Genomic DNA, 17,851 nt, shown 5'->3' on the forward strand with positions numbered 1-17,851 from the left:
TAATTTACCATCTGCATGCTTGTCGAAGGGGGGCTATCTCTTTCGATAATCCAGAGATTGGGAAAGAAAGCCCGTTTAATGCCGGGTTTTCTGATTCGATCAGCAGTGTTTCTGCATTCAGCAACCGTGATATTTCAGAGATGCCAGGCAACCCGCGACTGCTTTCCAGCAGCAGTCCATTATCACGAATAAACCAGTGGGAGCGAAACGACACCCCGGTATTGGTTTTCAGCAGGATATCGCTCTCCTGTTTATTGGATAGCGGAGTAAAAAACGCAATTTGCATACGCGTGATGTTGTCCTGACAGCTGAAAATAAGAACCGGCCGGGGAGGTTTCGTCCCCAGCGCTGGTGTGGTAATAATGACCTCTGGCGACAGTGCTCCTTCGGCACTGGAAACCAAAAATCCGGTTGAGTGTGGCTCCCGCTGTTTTTCCAGCGTCAGCGCCTTTTTTACCGTATCGCTACGTTCAGATTCGCCGGCTTGTGGTGCAGCGCCTTCCTGTGTTTTAAACAGCGCGTCATAACAGGCTAAACGCAGCAGAGGAGACTGCTCATTACGGCACTGGAACATACTTTTCTCCAGTCCTGCGGCGTCTTTGAGTTGAGGCTGCGGAGTAACGGAGAAAGAGACCAGCGAAACCAATATGGCCAACGGCCATTGAACAGGAGAAAGCCCGGCTATTCGCATATCGGCTCCTCACCTACATAGGAGATAAATTGGTTATCTTCTATGCTGAAACGAACGTAATCGATAGGTTCATTGGCCGCCATTTTGTTGAGCAATTGCAGGGAGACTGGCGGTAGCAGTTGGCCATCGATAATCGATTCCAGCATCCGGGCACCGTTTTCAGAGCGAGTGGCTCTGGCAATGATTTGTTCATGAACATCATCGTCAAATACTACCGATGCGCCAAATTTGCCCTGTAGCGTTTTTTCCAGCTTATGCAGTTTGCCCTGAACAATAACCGTCAGAACCTCTTTCGATAGCGGAAGATAAGGCACGATTTCCATACGCGCCAGCAGAGCAGGTTTAAAGAAATCAGCTAACTCTTTATACAGGCGATCGTTAATCTCTTCCGGCTGGTTGGCATACTCCACAATGGTTTGATAACCAAGGTTAGAGGTCAGGAAGAACACAATGTTTTTGCAGTCAATAATTCGGCCTTCGCCATCTGCCAGTTCGCCTTTATCAAACGCCTGATAGAACAGATTCAACACGTCCGGATGGGCTTTTTCCACTTCGTCCAGCAGCACGACGGAATAGGGTTTTTGACGAATGCTTTCAGTCAGAATACCGCCTTCACCGTAACCCACATAGCCCGGAGGCGAACCAATCAGGCGCGAAACGGTATGTTTCTCCTGATACTCCGACATATTGATGGTGGTCAGATACTGGCGGCCGCCAAACATCAGTTCGGCTATCTGAATCACTGATTCGGTTTTACCTACCCCGCTGGGGCCAACCAGCAAAAATGCCCCCAGAGGACGACCAGCCCGGCGTAAGTCAGCACGGGCAGTGAGCAGATGCTTATGCAGGTTCTCAATGGCCAAATCCTGACCTTTAATTTCCACGCTGAGGTATTTAGGTAGTTCGGTAACAATAGACAGCTCATTCTGTGAAATTCGATTAAGTGGAACCCCTGTCCATTCGGCAATCACGGAGGAGATCTGCTTTTTATCCACGTGAGGGGAAACCAACAGCTCTTCTTTTTGTAGTTCGACTAACTCAATGTTTAGCAGAGTGAGTTCTTCCAGCAATGCCTGTTCGGTTTGAGCTGCGTCATGGTTACTCTCTTGCTCTGAGTTCTCAGACGTTGCTTCTGTCTCTGTCTCTGTCTCTGTTTCCGTCAGCGTGTTAGCCTGAGGTTCTGCCGGAGACAGTAAAATCCCTCTGAGTTCAATAATCCGATGTACCAGCGTTTGCTGTTTCTGCCACAGCGCGTTGATACGCTCGAGCTGTTTTTGTGCATCTTCACATAATGCTCTTAACGCGCTGATGCGTGAGGCATTATCTTTCAGACCCAGACGATGTTCTCGTTCCAGTAAATCAATCTCTTCATTTAGCTGGTGTAGCGTGTTTTCCAGTACCGAAACCTGCCGGGGAGGAGAGGTCAAATTTATGGCAATGCGCGCACAGGCGGTATCCAGTACATCGATGGCTTTATCCGGCAGTTGACGACCGGAGATATAGCGAGAACTCAGGTAGGCAGCTGCCTGCAACGCATCATCATCAATCAGAACCCCATGGGATTCTTCATAGATTTTACGTAATCCGCGCATGATGATAACGGCTTCATCAGCGGTGGGTTCCGTAACCTTAACCAACTGGAAACGACGGGACAGGGCGGCATCTTTTTCAAAGTATTTTTTGTATTCGCTCCAGGTGGTGGCCGCGATGGTTTTGAGTTCACCTCGTGCCAGAGCAGGTTTCAACAGGTTAGAAACGTCCAGCCCGCCCTGTTGGTTACCGGCACCAATTAAGGTATGGGCTTCATCAATAAACAGAATCACTGGCGTAGGGTAGTGTGTCACTTCAGACATAATGCCTTTGAAGCGTTTTTCAAATTCACCTTTAACCGAAGCTCCGGCCTGAAGCGCACCTAAATCAAGGGACATGATTTGAGTGCCGCGCAGCTTATCCGGTACTCGGTCAAGAGCAATTCTGATAGCCAGACCTTCGATTAAGGCACTTTTACCCACACCGGCATCACCAACCACAATCGGGTTATTTTTTCTGCGGCGGGAAAGGATATCCACCATCAGGTCGATTTCTTTATCGCGACCCAGTACCGGATCCAACTTGCCATCAATGGCCTGTTGGGTGAAGTTAGTGGCATATTTACCCAATAGCGAAGCTTCACCGCCGCTGGCATCACCGGCACCAAGAGTTCTGCCGGTCGGCTTTTCGGCTACGCTTTCTGCGGAACCGGCAGTCCAGTGGTGGAATTGGTTTTGCAGCAAGTCTTTGTTAATTTGCGTGAGCAACTGCGCCACCGGTTTTGACACATAGCGATTAGGGCTGTGCAGCAATGCCAGTAAGATAACGCCGGTACGCAGGTTACTCTCTTTTAGTTCTGCGCTGCCAAGCAACAGAGCATCTTGCAATAGTTCAACTAAGAGAGGGGAGAAACTGGGGGTAGTTTGTCCCTGTTGGGCGTTATCCACCGGAGTTTGTTCCAATAGCTGGCGCAGGCTTTCGGGTTCAATATTGGCTTTAGATAAAATTTGCCGAATATCACAGAGTACAGTTTCCAGGCTCTGCAACAGAAAGTGCGATACGGTAATTTCGGAACTTTGTGAGTTCACGCAGATTGCAGCAGTACTTTCAAAGATATGTCGGCTAACGGGATTTAGCTGTTGGATTAATTTTGGCAGTTCAATACGGATCATCGCTAATTCCTTTTATTTAAGCAGCATATTCAGTTGTTCTAAAATACTGGCGCTTTGCGAATTAAGTTTGGACAGGTAGATAAAATAGGCCAGTAGCAGAATGCCTACCGCACCAATGACAATGTGGCGGGTGGTCAACTGTTTGGGTAAAAAGTAGCGGGCAGGTTTTTTAGCACCCATATGCAGACGGGTTGATGCAGGCTCGCCATTGAGTGATTGCAACAGACTTTGCAACCGACGGAATAGTCGTTCAAATTCATCGTTGTTGGCATTCTGCACTTTGTAACGGCCGCGGAAACCCAGACCAAAGCACAGATAAATAAATTCCAGCATATCTTTGTAGCGTTTAGGTTCATTCATTAAACGCTCAGTAATCTGGAATACCCGCTCACCGCCCCAGCCTTCATTATGAAAGTGAATGAGCAGCGATTTGTGGCTCCAGTATTTGGCCAGTGATGAGTCGGCACTCATCACGCATTCATCAATAAAAGTACAGAGCACATAGCGGAACGTCACAATTGAACCGGGCTCATAGCCCTCCATTTCTAAAAACTGTTCAATGCTTTCGATATCAGTTTGAACCTGACGATACAGGTAGTCAGGCTCCGGAAGATCCACCGAGAGATCCTGCATACGCAGGATCATGCCCAACAGCGGCGTGGCAGCATCAATAATCGGGTTAACATTGCGCCCGCGCAGGGTTAATGAGTACTGTTCCAGCTTGTTCAAATAGCGGCTGGACTGGTCGGCTCCGTGCCATAGCGGCTGTTCACTCATTATTTACTCCTTACTGCCCAGAATTGCAGGTCAAGCTCAGGGAAATTACCGGCAACGTGGAAAGCAATGCTGTTTGACTTGATAACCTCTTCCCATTCCGCTGCCTGACTGTCCAGTTGGAAATAGATGTATCCTGCATGGAATGGCAGTTGAGGCGGTGCGGCAGACAGTGGGGTAAGCGGAATACCCGGTAGCTGCACGCGAACCAGATGTTCGATTTTGGTTGGGGTCGAAATTTTAGTTTGCTGTACAAACAGGCGAATAAGCTGATCCTGAGGTAGCTGTGCTTTGACGGCCAGTACGAAGTTAGCGGTTCTTAACAGTTCTACATCGTTGATTACCCCGGTATGTACACCGCTGCGATCGACCAGTGGAATTGGAACCGCTCTTGGTGTCAGAACAATGCTTAATGCCAAACGGGTTTTCAGGATTAAATCTTTGAAGGTACGGGTCAGGTCATCATGGTTATACAGTTGGAAATCCTGGGCTGTTTTCGACTCAGAGGTAAATGTCATTAACTCTGAACAGGTTTTGGTCAGCATCAAATACAGGGTTTCCGGATGCACGATCTGAGTGTGAGCCAGATGGCGGTAGGTTGGTTTGGCAGAGTTTAGCAACTGCAACATTAAGAATTCAGCCACGCCGGATATTCCTTGTTGAGTCGGAGAACCAATTTTATCCGACAGTTGCCTTGCCCGTTCCGCTACCAGGTTTGCCACTTCCTCCAGAAAAGTTTGCAGATGCTGGGCTACCCGAACTTTAGAAATGGTAGGAATAAAGGTTTCATCCAGCGTTAACATACCATCGGCACCCACTTCTTTTATGCGGCACAGCGGCAGCAGTGTGTAGGCACTCAGGTTGTCGGAACCTCTAATCAAACGAGGAGCCAGACGGGCAATGCTCACCTGTACATAGTTCCCGTTTTGGGTATGTAAATCCCTGATCTGATGCGGATGATGTTTAAAACGAGATATTTCAGACAGGTTATCCGAGTCATGATGGATCTCCGTAATCGCATCGCTAACAATCGGTAGCGCCAGATAGATATCACGGCTATCGGTGCTGGGAATATCACGGATCTCAATTGGCTGAGGGGGAATATCTTCAAAAGGAATATCGAACAGAGTTCCGTCCGGCATGACGCCTGCCGCATCGGTAATACTGACGCGCCCTAGTTTCAACATCTCATGGTCAATAGCGAGTCTGCTGAAGCCATAAGCGTAATTGACCGCGGCATCCACTCTGCCATGAACTAAATAATCAATGTGTCTCTGCTGTTGTTGCAGATGCTGTGGCGCTATTGAAAGCCCTTCACGCCAAATTACGCGATTCTTATTTGCCATGTTATTCCCTTAAGATTTCTTTATTTCGACTTCGCCGGCGCGCAAGTGAATCAGTATTTTGTATTTTTTTCCGACCCCATCGATATCAACGATATCCATCCAATACACTTCTCCGGTATCTGAACCGGTATAGTGAGCAATCACTGCCAGAAACTGAGTTTTAGCCTCAATTTTCATTGATTTTAATGGCTTAAATTGACCCGGCTCCAGCGTGTAGTCCTGATGGTCGATGTAGTTTTTTCCCAGAATTTTATCCAACGGTTCAGTGGCAACTTGGTAGTAATCGGTGCTGAGTAACTTTGAGTCATCTTCTAAATAGATCACCTGAATGTCAGTGGGAGAGGCTTCTCCTTCCAGATTCGGGTTAATGTTTTTATCCGCCAGAAGCGTGAACTCAATTTCGCTGGGGTTCTGGTCCGGGTAACCTACCGGCACGTCCGGATCGGTGACCACGGTATAAACCTTCTTGGAAACTTCACAGCCAGACAGCATCAGACTGATGAAGATCAGAATTACTGCCCCGATGAGTTTCATAACCGATCCTTTCCATCCAGTTCTTGTTGCAACTGGCGAATGTGCCTGTCATAAGACTGTTCGTATATTTCCCAGAATAGTTTTTCAAACCCTTGCTGGCGGTTAGACGTCAGTTCATCAAAGTAGCTGCTGTACATCTCCCAGGCCCAGTTGCTATCTGGCGCACTTTTTTCATTGGCCCGGCGGTAACGCAGGAAACGGGCGATAAGCGCCTGAGGGGAAAAGGCTTTAAGCAGGGCGGTAAGCGCCTCGGAAATAGCCATCTGATTGGCACTATGGTGCAGACGAATTTGATTTAGACTTTCAGCGAAAGCGGAAGGTGCTGACAGGTGTACCGGACACTTATCGGTGGAGTACAACAGATTAAGCATCTCATCGTAGCTCAGCTTAAGGTGGAGCGGGTTATCCTCAATCGGTCTCAGATGTTTATCTGATGAATAGAGATTGGCGGAGTGCAGCGAGCTTAATCCTTCAATCACGGCTCTGATGCTATAACCAATTTCTTCCAGTAAATCGTAGGCTTCTTTGCTGTCTTTCAGATTAATCGTGTGTTTCATCCCCTGAAACAGCGGGTTGATCGCCAGATGTGTCAGATCGTTATCCATTGGCATAGCGTCATATCCCTGTTTCTCTTCTAACTGGATGGAGTGATCCAGTACATTCTGTGTCGTGACTGTTGGCTGTACGGTGCGCGGTGAATGAGAAATCGGGGCCTGTTCTGAATCCAGTACTTTCATTGGATCGAGAGGCAGAGATGAAATCACCTGAGTTTGTTGGAATTCTGGCAAAGTCAAATCACCTGAGGATGAACCCGGTTTTCTGGAGAGAATTTCATTAATGGTGTCATGGTGATTAGCGATGATATCTTCAGGGCGCATGGATAGCGGGTCCTGAAGATATCATCGGGATTAACCTGAACTTTTATTTTGAAATCAGATAATTTAAGAATATCCCCATGCTGTAACCGTACGGGCTTAGCCTTAGCAAACAGGTCAACATCATTCAGGTATAAATCAGGAGCATAAGCGCTGATGCAGAAGTGGGAATCCACCATATCAACTTTAGCGTGCAGAGGCTCAATTTGCCCCTTTTGATTTTGAATGGACCAAAAATTGTCAGGATTACTGCCAATGGTTGCACCTTGTGAACCAATGAGAGTATTACCATGTTTGCCACTGGCAAGGCTGTCGTTATTCAGTATCTGAAGCGTCAGCGTGTTTGAATGATTCATAATTACTCCTGCATCTTCAGCATAATGCTGGGATTGCGTGGTGGTTCTTGCAAAAAGGTTGTCCAACCTAAATAACATCCGGTATCACTGCCTAATGTCATGCTGCTGAGTTGGTTTTGAGCCAGTACTAACTGCAGGTCCCAGGCGAACTGATCCCTCAAAATGAATGAGACAAAGTTATGAAGTGCATGATGAAGCGAACCGGTAGGCAGGAATTGCTCCATCTTTTCACGACTTAATTCACTAATCGTCAGAATAAATTTTCCACTGTAATCAGGTATGTGAGTGCCAATAATGAAATTTTCCCCCAGCACCGAATTGGCCAGACCTATGCGGTTTTGCTGTTGTTGGGGAATCGCCACACGACGAAACTGCCATGATTGAATTTTTACGGAAGAGAGATCGAAGCAGTGAGCAATCAGCGACGCCATCAGATGCGGCGAACGCCCTGAACTGGCAAGAATACCGGCATACGAAAGCATCTTGCTTTGGTTAACCTGTAGCGATTGCCGAATGCTGGTTTTTCCTAACCCAACCAGTGCAAACATCCGCTGGGAAAACTCATCTTCCCCACTGTGTTTGTAACAAATGTAATAGCGATATTTACGCCAGATTTTGTACAAATAGGTCGCCAGACGATGATTAAACAGATCGAGCAGGGCGGTTAAGCGGTAGTCCTGCTGGATCTCTTCCCATGCCATATCTTCCAGATAGTAGTTTGGCAGTGGGGAGTGAGTACCGGTTAAGCTCAGGAAAGGAAGCTTGATCTGTATTTTGTTATCTTTAAACGTAACCGCAGAGATATCTCTGGTGACAAAAGACAATGATGGATTACTGATAAACTGAATAAACTCCTTATGAGGTGGTAAATTCAGCAAGTTATCAATATCCACATGGCTTGATTTCGCCAGTAGCTCAATTAACTGATAGAAATTATATTTTTCTGCCCGTTCCGGAATCAGGTATTCATCAACGACCATTGGTACACCTCATGTGTTGATGCATTAACCAGTTCCAAAAAGTGGAATGAATTGACCGTGGCATATTGGGAGTAGAAATGGGCGATAACCGCGCCAAACAGATACATTTCCCCAACGTTGTTAAATGCCGCAGGTGAAATAACCAACGTTGATTTATGCCCTTCGATAATTAACTCGTTGTAATACTGCTGATAAGGTTCGGACTCAAAACTATGAATCGACGCCAGCAGCTTACTCATGGATTTTTCTGCCCGCTGGCTATAGCGGGTAGTAAAATTGTAATTTTGTAATATTTGGCACAGTGAGTGTTTACTCAGTAGCGACAGATAGTTCAACGAAAGGGAAGAGATAGTGGTCCACTGTAAACTGCCATCCAGATCCGGACGAATAACCCGGGACGGGTAAGTCACATTGGTTAACGACACAAAAGAGGGGATCCCTTCACCGCCAAGGCAGATCTCGCCAATTCTTAATTTTTGCGCTTCGTCCCGATTGCTGCACAACGCACGAATGGAAATAATTTCGTCGTGGTTAAAATGTTGAGTCTCATCGCCTCTGACAAAAGAGAGTGAATAAGCAATCTGTTCTTGTTCACGATCCGGCTTCCGATTGAGATGGAAGTAGAGCGGAATCTTGCCGTTTTCATAACGGGTCTGATGGAGAAAACTGTCAAACGGGGAATATTTCCGAACCTGGTTTTGACTCCAGCCATTGATGCTGTCAATGGCAAATAGCTCATAATATTCACGATGTTGGTGATTGATATATAAAGGATATTCGGTTTTATCACCATCGAGAGAAATAGGTTCGCAATCGTGATAAAACAGATTAATCGCCGGTGTGCAGTTAATTTTTATTGAATCGGCGGTCAGTTTTAACGTCGCGGGCAACGGGCGTTTGAATTTAAACGCCAGAGTAAATTCTTTGGTGTTCAAACGGTCCAGATAGTCAGGAAATCCTTTAAAATCAAAGAACAGAAAACCTTCGGTAAAAGTAAAGTATTCATGTAGCAAACGGTATCCGGCATAGGTATTGGTCGGATAATCGAAAATAGCCTGAGCGGCATCGAAACCAACGGGAATGGCCTGTAAATCAGGCATAGGTAATGATTGGCCATTAACCGTTAGGGTGACGCCGGACAGATATTCAGCCAGATAGAGATACAGCTGGCAGCCGGTCAGAATATCGGCTCCCAGAAACAGCCTTAGCTGATTGAGACCAATGGCTGACAGGTTCTGATTTTCAGCGCTCTGGCTACTGAAATGCAGATGAATGGTATCCGGTGATGCCTTAATTGTTTGGTCGATATCAAAGGGTATCAACCAGGTACTGCGCGTTGTTCTGAACGTGCAGGAACGAGAATGTTCTGCCGTTATCGGGCTCAACACATTAGCATGAGGTGGAATTTCTACCGCTGTTCCATTGTGAGTTTTAAATTCAATAATGGTGGTGCTGGGCGTCTGCTGTAGATAATTGGGCCACAGCATATCCATCAGGTTAGCGGTGAGCTGTGGGTATTCCTGATTAATTCTGGCGTGCAGCAGACTGCTTAAATAGGTAAAACCATCAAGCGTGCGGTTAACGTCCGGATCGAAATAAGGCTCTGACAAAAACTGGGAGGCCTGCGGAAACTCCTCAACGAATTTCTTGCTCTCCTCATTAAGATAGTATTTTTCTTGTTTAATATAACTATCTGGCAGCATATCATCCCTAATCAAGCTCAGAAAACGCGTGGCTAAATAACTTCTAATTTATTGTTATTAATATGAATATCGAGTTCGATTCGTTCTACATCATAAACTTGTGCAATTTGAGCGATTACCGAGAAATAGTAGGTAAAAGTAATAGGATCCTGCCGCACCACAATCTGGGTATGGCTGATACGTGGCTCATAGCGCGCGATACAGTGGCGAATCGACTGACATATAGAACTCTGAATCTCTTCAGTACTTAGCAGGGCATCATTAACATCAATAATGCCCAGCTCTTTAGTACCATGACATTCACCCGGTCTGGCGTTGAAAATATGGCGCAGATTGTTTTTGATTGACAGGATAAAGGCCGCGTCTCCTTTAAGCCGCGGCTGATCGTTCTGTAATCGGTCAAACAGGCTGCCTTTACTGCCGGTATTCCAACGTCGTAAGGTCGCCATGTATTACTCCTTGTCCAGGCGCCCTACCAGCGAGAGTTCAGTGTATGAACCCATGCTTTTCAGATGTGGACGGAGTAACAGACGTGTTTTCACCCAGCCAGGTTCGCCCGGAACATCGCTAACGGTTAAGCTGATAGCGCGGAATGGACGACGGCAGCGCACGTCAACTGGTGGATTCTCCTGATCGGAAACATACTGCTTCAGCCAGGTATTCAGATTACGTTCCACATCGGCCGCTTCCTGATAAGAACCCAGTTTTTCACGCTGAATCACTTTCAGATAGTGGGCAATACGTGTGGACAGCATGATGTAAGGTAATTGAGTACCCAACTTGCTGTTGGTTTCGGCCGCTTTACCTTCATCAGTATTCGGGAACTTCAATGGTTTTTGTACCGACTGAGCAGAGAAGAATGCTGCGTTATCTGAGCCTTTACGCATGGTTAGTGCAATAAAGCCCTCTTCCGCCAGTTCGAATTCCCGACGATCGGTAATCAGTGTTTCTGTTGGGATCTTAGTTTGCAATTCACCCATGGCTTCGAACACATGTACCGGCAGATCTTCAACGGCACCGCCGCTTTCTGGCCCAATAATATTTGGACACCAACGGTATTGAGCAAAGCTATCGGTTAAACGGGTACCAAATGCGTACACGGCATTGGTCCAGAGATAGTGCTCATGGTTATGGCTGACGTCTTCTTCATAACCGAAACTTTTAACCGGATTATCCATTGGGGAATAGGGCAGACGTGCCAGATTTCTTACGGTTAACAGACCCAACATTCTGGAGTCTTCCGCTTCACGCAGAGAACGCCATTTGGTATAAGCTGGGCTCTCAAACACGGAGCTTAACTCTTTGATGCTGTCTAACTGGGTATAACTATCAATGCCAAAGAATTGCGGCGCAGCAGAAGAGATAAATGGTGTATGAGCCATGGCACCAACAGCAGAAGTATATTGCAGCAACTTGATGTCCGGCGCATTAGGTAAAAATTGATAATCCGCCAGAATAGCGCCAATCGGCTCACCACCGAACTGGCCGTATTGTGCTGAGTAAACGTGCTTATATAAACCAGATTGTGTAATTTCAGGCGCAAACTCGAAATCTTCCAACATCTCATCTTTGGTCACATACAGCAGATTGATTTTGATGTTTTCTCTGAAATCAGTGCGGTCAATTAACAGTTTTAAACCGCGCCATGAAGATTCCATTTTTTGCAGCTCTTGATTGTGCAAAATTTCATCAAGCTGGACGCTGAGTTTTTTATCCAGTTCGGCAATCATTCGGTCAACCAGCTGTTTATTAACCGGTTCTTCAGTATTTCCGGTATCCAGAAGGTGAGAAACCAATGTAGCGATACCCTGTTTAGCGATATCGTAACTTTCATCAGCCGGTGAGTAGTTGGTTTGGGAAGCAATCTGATCCAGCAGACTCATTGAGCTAAGCGCCTGCTCCCTGGAATCAGCAGCAACATTTTGTTCAGCTATAGACATAAAAAGTAATCCCTTGTTAAAACACGAATGCAATCACATGGTGGTTGCACATAACCCGTGAATTTATTTCACCGGTTTCAATAGCAACTGAGTGCAATACTTAGTGTTTATCCGATTCAGTTGTCATGCTTAATTCGCGCAGCAGCTGCTCGCGGCTTGCCTCATCGCCAAGAATGGCTTCGATTTGAGCGCGAAATGCGGGTTTATTGCCCAGCGGACCTTTCAAAGCAACCAGTGATTCCCGAAGCTCAATCAGTTTTTTCAACTCAGGAACTGCCTGCGCAATGCTGTCCGGCGATAGGTCTTTAAGGGTTTCAACTTTCAATTTGATAGGAATTTCAGATTCAACTTTTGAATCATCTTCTAAGCGGTTAGGAACTGAAAACTCAAGTTCAATCCCCGCATTAGCCATTACCGAATCAAAAGTATATTTATCAATTGATATTGGCTTACGCTCTTCTATTGGCGTGTCTTGAGTTTTTCCGGTGAAGTCACCTGTCACTAATACGTGGAAAGGTAATTCTTTTTCCGCGACCTGACCGTTTGTTTCAGTTGTATATTTAATATTGATACGTTCTTTGGGTGCAACACTACCTTTTTTACCAGCCATGATTAATCCTTTGCTAACTAGATCCTGGGGAGTAAAGTATATTTAATTAAATCTTATCTGAATTTTAGATACGTGTGCCATAGACAATAATGGTCAAAATTAAAAAGGGCAATAGCATTTATATTTATTTTTTAAATTTAAAGTGTTTCCATTGTGTTTGTTTCCATGTATCTGATTTGATTTAAATTTCTTTATTTTCAATTGGTTGAAAAAATTATATTTAACTATTTATTATATTTTGATGGTGTTGTTATACGTCATTTTTATATTTGATTGAATTTGAAAACTGGTAAAAATAACAGGTGTAAATATGGTTGATATATGTATAACATATTTGAAATTATTATTATTCATCATGGTATTAATCTGCGTTTTTTGTTTTTGGAATGGATTTTCTATTATGTTGTGATTTTGGTTTGTTTAAGATAAATAAGTTTTATTTTTATTTTTAAATGCTACCAAACAGGAAGTAATAGATATTTTTTGATAATTGATGTTCATGTATCGGAAATGGAATTTAGACATGAATGTATTTTAAATAAAATTTAAATAAATACATTCATCGTTTTAAGAAATTTAGAATAGCTTACTGATAGGCAGTAATCGTTATTCTGAATATACACTTGGCAATCAAATGTTAAAGGAGAATGCGATGCCAACACCACCTTTTGTATCCATCACTGGAAAAACTCAAGGCAACATCACTCAGGGTGCCTACACGCTTGAGTCTGTTGGTCAGGGATTTGTTGAAGGTCATGAAGATGAGATGATCGTTCAGGAAGTTAAACATCAAGTCTTTGTTCCTACTGACCCACAAAATGGTCAACCTTCAGGCCAACGTCAACATAAACCTTTGGTTCTTACTATTGCACTAAATAAAGCGGTTCCACTGCTTTATAACGCATTAGCCGCGGGTGAAAGCCTGCCGGAAGTTGCGTTGAAATGGTACAGAACCTCTCCTGATGGTAAGCAGGAGCACTATTTCACCACCAAACTGGAAGACGCCACTATCGTTAATATGGATTTAGTGATGCCTAACAGTCAGGATCCATCTCAGTCTCATTTCACTCAATTGCTTGATGTGCATTTAGCCTATCGCAAAATTGATTGGGAACACGTGGTTGCCGGTACGTCCGGTGCAGATGACTGGCGCAAACCAGCCGTTTGATTTTAGTGTTTTTATACTGAAAATAGCCGCATCCATACCGATGCGGCTATCTTGCATAGAGAATACAAGGAGTCAGTATGGAGCTAAGGGATTGCTTCAAGGACGAACTGCAATACATTAAGCAATTGGCTGCCGAGCGAGCAAACCAAAATCCAACATTTGGTGAGTTTCTGCAATCTTCAGAGAATGATGCAGACGTTGAGTTTTTGTTTGAACACTTTGCATTTCTGATGGCGAAATTACGGCAAAACGTTGATGATGCGTTCCCGGAAATTACCCAAAACTTGCTGTCTCGTGTATGGCCTACGCCAATCAGACCAATACCTTCGACTTCTATTCTTAATTTCCGACCCAAGTCAGATGAAATTTATCGGTTACTGAAAGGCAGTCGGGTTGAGGCCAATTTGGGTAATGACGAAGCCTGCACTTACCAACTGGCAAGAGATGTGAAAGTTGTTCCCTGTCTTATTCGTGACTGTACATTAGTGAATACCCCGACTAATGGCATGATGAAATTGAAAGTTGAGTGGCAAGGGAGTATTACCAAAGAGGGCGAATGGGTCACCGAGCCATTTACACTGTTTTTAAGTCCTGACCAGCAAACTGCCGGACTGTTGCAATTATGGCTACAGCAATATCTGGAGAAGGTTTCGGTGGTTTGTGGTGACAAGCGTTTTTCGCTATCTAATCGGGTTATCCAAACCTTTACGCCCGATGCCGAAAGCCTGATTCTTCCGCTGGATATTCCTCTATTTTGGCGGCTACAGCTGTTGCAACAATATTTCCATCTTCCTCATGTAAATGACTTTATTACCATCGATTTCAGTTCTGAATTAAATACAATTCTGCTGAATGAAGAGGGGACTTTTGAGCTGCATTTTGAATTTAATCAGCCTTTGTTGACGGATAAAACCATTGCTGCGACTACGGCTTTTTTCCCTAATTGTGTTCCGGTAATCAATTTTTGCCAGGGCCAGCCTCAAATCGTCGATTTTGTGAAAGGGCAAAGTACCTATCAGTATCAGGATGAAGTGAATCATAACGTGTATCAGATCAAGTCAATCTATTCAATTCTTGAGTCTGGTATACGTAATTCTCGCGGTGATTCAGTTAACTATCTGCCAATAACGCAATTTACTACCAATAATTTTGATGATAGCCAAATCTACTATCAATGCATGCTGGAGCATAACGTCAAAGGTGAAGCACAAACGCTGATCACTTTTATTGATAGTCAGGGTAAACGAATAGTCGATTTCCCTAATAAAACATTCTTTTGCGATGTGGTGGTGACTAACGGGCAACTGTGCAGTGGGTTAGAGATTGGCGATATCTGTATGCCAACGCTGGATATTTCTAATAGCCTGAATTTTTCGAATATTACCCGGCCAACCCATGAAATTGCGCCGCTGGTGGATAGTCACAGCCACTGGCCGATTATTTCTCACTTATCTCTCAGCCCAATGTTTTTAAAAGATTTGGCTGCAGTCAAACAATTACTCACCGACTTGAATTTCCATATTCATACCAGTGCTCCGCTACAGCAGCAGAGCGAACAACGTTTAGCCGGCATTGATTGGATTTGGCATAAAGGGGTGATGAAGCGTGGATTGGAAATGGTGCTAACCCTGAATCCTGATAATTTTAGCGATGATGGGGAGATGTATCAGTTTGGTTTCATTTTAGGAAACGTACTTCCGTACTGTATGACAAAAAATAATTTCCTGATGATGAAAATAGTTAATAGCAAGACCCAGCGGTTATGGTCTCTGGCGCCGATCTTAGGTGGAAGAGAGCAAATTTGATGAATAAAACTCATCAATAGATTGTGCCAGCCCATCATGGGAGTGAAGTGCGCATTGTGTTGATGAAATATAGGGATGTAGGTTATGGATACCGGATTATATTTCTCATGCAAAATTGGCAGCCTGCCTGAAGCAACGTTTGATGTGGTGGATTTTACGCTGGAAGAGGCGTTGTCGACGTTATTTACATTAGAATTAACCGTTGCCAGTAATGACGCCAGTATTGATATGGATGAGCAGTTGCTGCAAAAAGCCTCGTTAACCGTGATGGTCGATGGCGTAGTAAAGCGCACTGTTAACGGTATTGTGGCTGCAGCTTTTCAGGGTGATAGCGGCTTTAAACGCACTTATTATAACTTTATTATTCGCCCGGAAATGTGGTTATTGACGTTGGTGCAGGATAATCGGATTTTCCATTTTAAATCTATCCCTGACATCCTTGATGAAATTCTTAAAAAACATAATGTTCGTGTTGAATCCAAACTGATTGATAACCATAAACAGTGGGAATATACCACTCAACGTAATGAAACTGACTACGACTTCTTCTGTCGGCTTGCGGCAGAAGAAGGTATTGTTTTCTGGTTTGAAGAAAACAGCATGTTCTATAGCGATAGTCGCACCGGAATGAAGGGTGGAGAAACATTGCTATATAACGCACATATTCAGAGCGCCAGCAGGGAAGCCGTTATTCACCGCTTACGGTATGGGGCCAAAATGACGCCAAATGCGGTGCATTTGAAGGATTATAAATTTTCTCATCCTGATGTCGGTTTAGATTTCAAAACCAAGAATCTGAAAAAACGTCCGGCCTTCACCGTATACGATAGTTATGGTCGTTACGACGACGACGGCGTTGCTCAGCAATACGCTAAATATCGCTTAGAAGCTTATCAGGCAGATAGCCTGTCAGGTAAGGCTGAGAGCAATACGATTCAGATGATGCCGGGTAAGATTTTCACTATTGCTGAGCATTCCAATGCGGCACTGAATGATTCGTGGCAAGTGGTTAATATTGTTCACAAAGGTTCATTACCGCAGTCCGTAGCCGATGAATCGGTGGATAAGGTTGCAGCGATTACTAACAGTTTTACGTTTATTCCCGGTTCTGTGGACTGGCGAGCCCCATTTATTGCCAAACCTACCGTATATGGTGATGAAACAGCTACAGTTGTAGGGCCTGCGGGAGAAGAGATTTACGTTAATGAATATGGTCAGGTAAAGATTCATTTTCACTGGAATAAGTACGATGCTCCTGATGAGAATGCATCCTGCTGGGTGCGTACCAGTCAGGCCTGGAATGGTGATGGTTTTGGCATGATGGCCATTCCACGTATCGGACAGGAAGTGGTCATCACCTATATTAATGGTGATATTGACCAACCAATGGTTCTTGGTACCTCTTATAACGGTAAAAATAGCCCTCCGCTGGATTTACCCGCGGCAAAAACGCAAACATCATTTAAATCCAAGACTCATAAAGGCGGTGGATTTAATGAGCTAAGATTCGAAGATTCCGACGGTCAACAGCAGTTATTTATGCATGCACAAAGAGATATGAATACCAGCGTGCGTAATAACCGAACAACTGATGTTGATATGGACCATACGGAAAATATTGGTCAACACCAGACCGTTAATGTCACTGCTAACCAAAGCACTACCGTAGGCGGTAATCAGAGTATTGATGTTACGGGAGATCGTACCGATCACGTAGTTAAAAATGAAACAACCAACATTGATATTAACCAGACGCTTACAGTCGGTGGCGATCAGTCTATTACGGTAACTAAAAACCGTACTGATAACGTCAATATTAACGAGACCGTTGAAATCGGCGCTAATCAGGATACGACTATCAAAGGGAACCATACGGTTAAGGTGTTAGGTAAACAGAATATTACGGTTACCGGTGCGGAAAATACCACGTATAAAAATCTGCACAATTTTACCGTTAACGGTAACCACGATGCCAAATTCCTCTCTAATCAAGTTCTGCTGGTGCAGGGAACTCAAACTACAACGGTAAATGGAACTAAAACCGCCACTATTCATGGGTTAATGACGGAAAACTTTCAGGCATCCCACAATATGAATGTGACAGGAAGCCAGACTATTGTGGTTACGGCAGCACAAAATCTCCAGTCTAAAACGCTTACCATCACCGCAGCAGACCAAATTGTTATCGGTTGCGGCAGTTCTCAAATCACCATGGATTCCGCCGGGAATATTCAAATCATGGGTGTGAAAATCACCGTAGTCGGTCAGAGCGAATGCAGCACCGTGGCGCCGAAAGTTCACTCCAATGGAACCGCTGAGAATATTGTTGAAGGTGCTGTAGTGAAGCTGAATCCGTAACGGATGAAG

The 17,851-nt window shown here is 44.7% G+C and carries 15 protein-coding genes; 3 read left to right on the forward strand and 12 right to left on the reverse strand.

Annotated features, from left to right (window positions below; genetic code table 11):
• Positions 1 to 4 precede the first annotated feature (4 nt).
• The 12 genes from vasI to tssB form a co-directional block, all read right to left on the reverse strand.
• A complete protein-coding gene (gene vasI, locus I2494_RS07560) occupies positions 5 to 691 on the reverse strand; it encodes a type VI secretion system-associated protein VasI (protein ID WP_218466453.1) in 687 nt (228 codons plus the stop codon).
• Positions 682 to 3,393, reverse strand: coding sequence for a type VI secretion system ATPase TssH (gene tssH, locus I2494_RS07565; RefSeq protein WP_218466454.1), 2,712 nt, complete (start codon positions 3,391 to 3,393; stop codon positions 682 to 684). The genes vasI and tssH overlap by 10 nt, the downstream gene beginning before the upstream one ends.
• Before the next feature lie 12 nt (positions 3,394 to 3,405).
• On the reverse strand, positions 3,406 to 4,170 hold the full coding sequence (gene icmH / locus I2494_RS07570) for a type IVB secretion system protein IcmH/DotU (protein ID WP_218466455.1): 765 nt from the start codon (positions 4,168 to 4,170) through the stop codon (positions 3,406 to 3,408).
• Positions 4,170 to 5,513 (reverse strand): type VI secretion system baseplate subunit TssK, encoded by a 1,344-nt coding sequence (gene tssK, locus I2494_RS07575; protein ID WP_218466456.1) that lies wholly within the window; start codon positions 5,511 to 5,513, stop codon positions 4,170 to 4,172. The genes icmH and tssK overlap by 1 nt, the downstream gene beginning before the upstream one ends.
• Before the next feature lie 9 nt (positions 5,514 to 5,522).
• Positions 5,523 to 6,047, reverse strand: a complete 525-nt coding sequence (gene tssJ, locus I2494_RS07580; protein WP_218466457.1) for a type VI secretion system lipoprotein TssJ — start codon at positions 6,045 to 6,047, stop codon at positions 5,523 to 5,525.
• Positions 6,044 to 6,925: a type VI secretion system-associated FHA domain protein TagH gene (gene tagH, locus I2494_RS07585; protein ID WP_218466458.1), complete on the reverse strand. Its 882-nt coding sequence runs from the start codon at positions 6,923 to 6,925 to the stop codon at positions 6,044 to 6,046. The genes tssJ and tagH overlap by 4 nt, the downstream gene beginning before the upstream one ends.
• Positions 6,838 to 7,278, reverse strand: a complete 441-nt coding sequence (locus I2494_RS07590) for a hypothetical protein (RefSeq protein ID WP_218466459.1) — start codon at positions 7,276 to 7,278, stop codon at positions 6,838 to 6,840. The genes tagH and I2494_RS07590 overlap by 88 nt, the downstream gene beginning before the upstream one ends.
• A 2-nt stretch (positions 7,279 to 7,280) precedes the next feature.
• On the reverse strand, positions 7,281 to 8,258 hold the full coding sequence (gene tssG / locus I2494_RS07595) for a type VI secretion system baseplate subunit TssG (protein ID WP_218466460.1): 978 nt from the start codon (positions 8,256 to 8,258) through the stop codon (positions 7,281 to 7,283).
• Positions 8,237 to 9,961: a type VI secretion system baseplate subunit TssF gene (gene tssF, locus I2494_RS07600; protein ID WP_218466461.1), complete on the reverse strand. Its 1,725-nt coding sequence runs from the start codon at positions 9,959 to 9,961 to the stop codon at positions 8,237 to 8,239. The genes tssG and tssF (I2494_RS07600) overlap by 22 nt, the downstream gene beginning before the upstream one ends.
• A gap of 32 nt (positions 9,962 to 9,993) precedes the next feature.
• Positions 9,994 to 10,410, reverse strand: a complete 417-nt coding sequence (tssE, locus tag I2494_RS07605) for a type VI secretion system baseplate subunit TssE (protein WP_218466462.1) — start codon at positions 10,408 to 10,410, stop codon at positions 9,994 to 9,996.
• A 3-nt stretch (positions 10,411 to 10,413) separates the two neighbouring features.
• Positions 10,414 to 11,901, reverse strand: coding sequence for a type VI secretion system contractile sheath large subunit (gene tssC / locus I2494_RS07610; RefSeq protein ID WP_218466463.1), 1,488 nt, complete (start codon positions 11,899 to 11,901; stop codon positions 10,414 to 10,416).
• A gap of 100 nt (positions 11,902 to 12,001) precedes the next feature.
• A complete protein-coding gene (gene tssB, locus I2494_RS07615) occupies positions 12,002 to 12,514 on the reverse strand; it encodes a type VI secretion system contractile sheath small subunit (protein WP_407656555.1) in 513 nt (170 codons plus the stop codon).
• A gap of 649 nt (positions 12,515 to 13,163) precedes the next feature.
• Between tssB and I2494_RS07620 the strand changes: the two genes are divergently transcribed.
• The 3 genes from I2494_RS07620 to I2494_RS07630 all read left to right on the forward strand — a co-directional run bounded on the left by I2494_RS07620 (position 13,164) and on the right by I2494_RS07630 (position 17,842).
• Positions 13,164 to 13,679 carry an Hcp family type VI secretion system effector gene (locus I2494_RS07620; RefSeq protein WP_218466464.1) on the forward strand — a complete coding sequence of 172 codons (516 nt, stop codon included), beginning with the start codon at positions 13,164 to 13,166 and terminating at the stop codon, positions 13,677 to 13,679.
• 77 nt (positions 13,680 to 13,756) lie between these two features.
• Complete coding sequence (gene tssF, locus I2494_RS07625; RefSeq protein ID WP_218466465.1) at positions 13,757 to 15,484, forward strand: type VI secretion system baseplate subunit TssF; 1,728 nt, start codon at positions 13,757 to 13,759, stop codon at positions 15,482 to 15,484.
• Positions 15,485 to 15,568: 84 nt separating this feature from the next.
• A complete protein-coding gene (locus I2494_RS07630) occupies positions 15,569 to 17,842 on the forward strand; it encodes a type VI secretion system Vgr family protein (protein ID WP_218466466.1) in 2,274 nt (757 codons plus the stop codon).
• The last annotated feature ends 9 nt before the right edge of the window (positions 17,843 to 17,851 follow it).

This window comes from Limnobaculum allomyrinae (assembly GCF_016649425.1).
GTDB lineage: Bacteria > Pseudomonadota > Gammaproteobacteria > Enterobacterales > Enterobacteriaceae > Limnobaculum > Limnobaculum allomyrinae.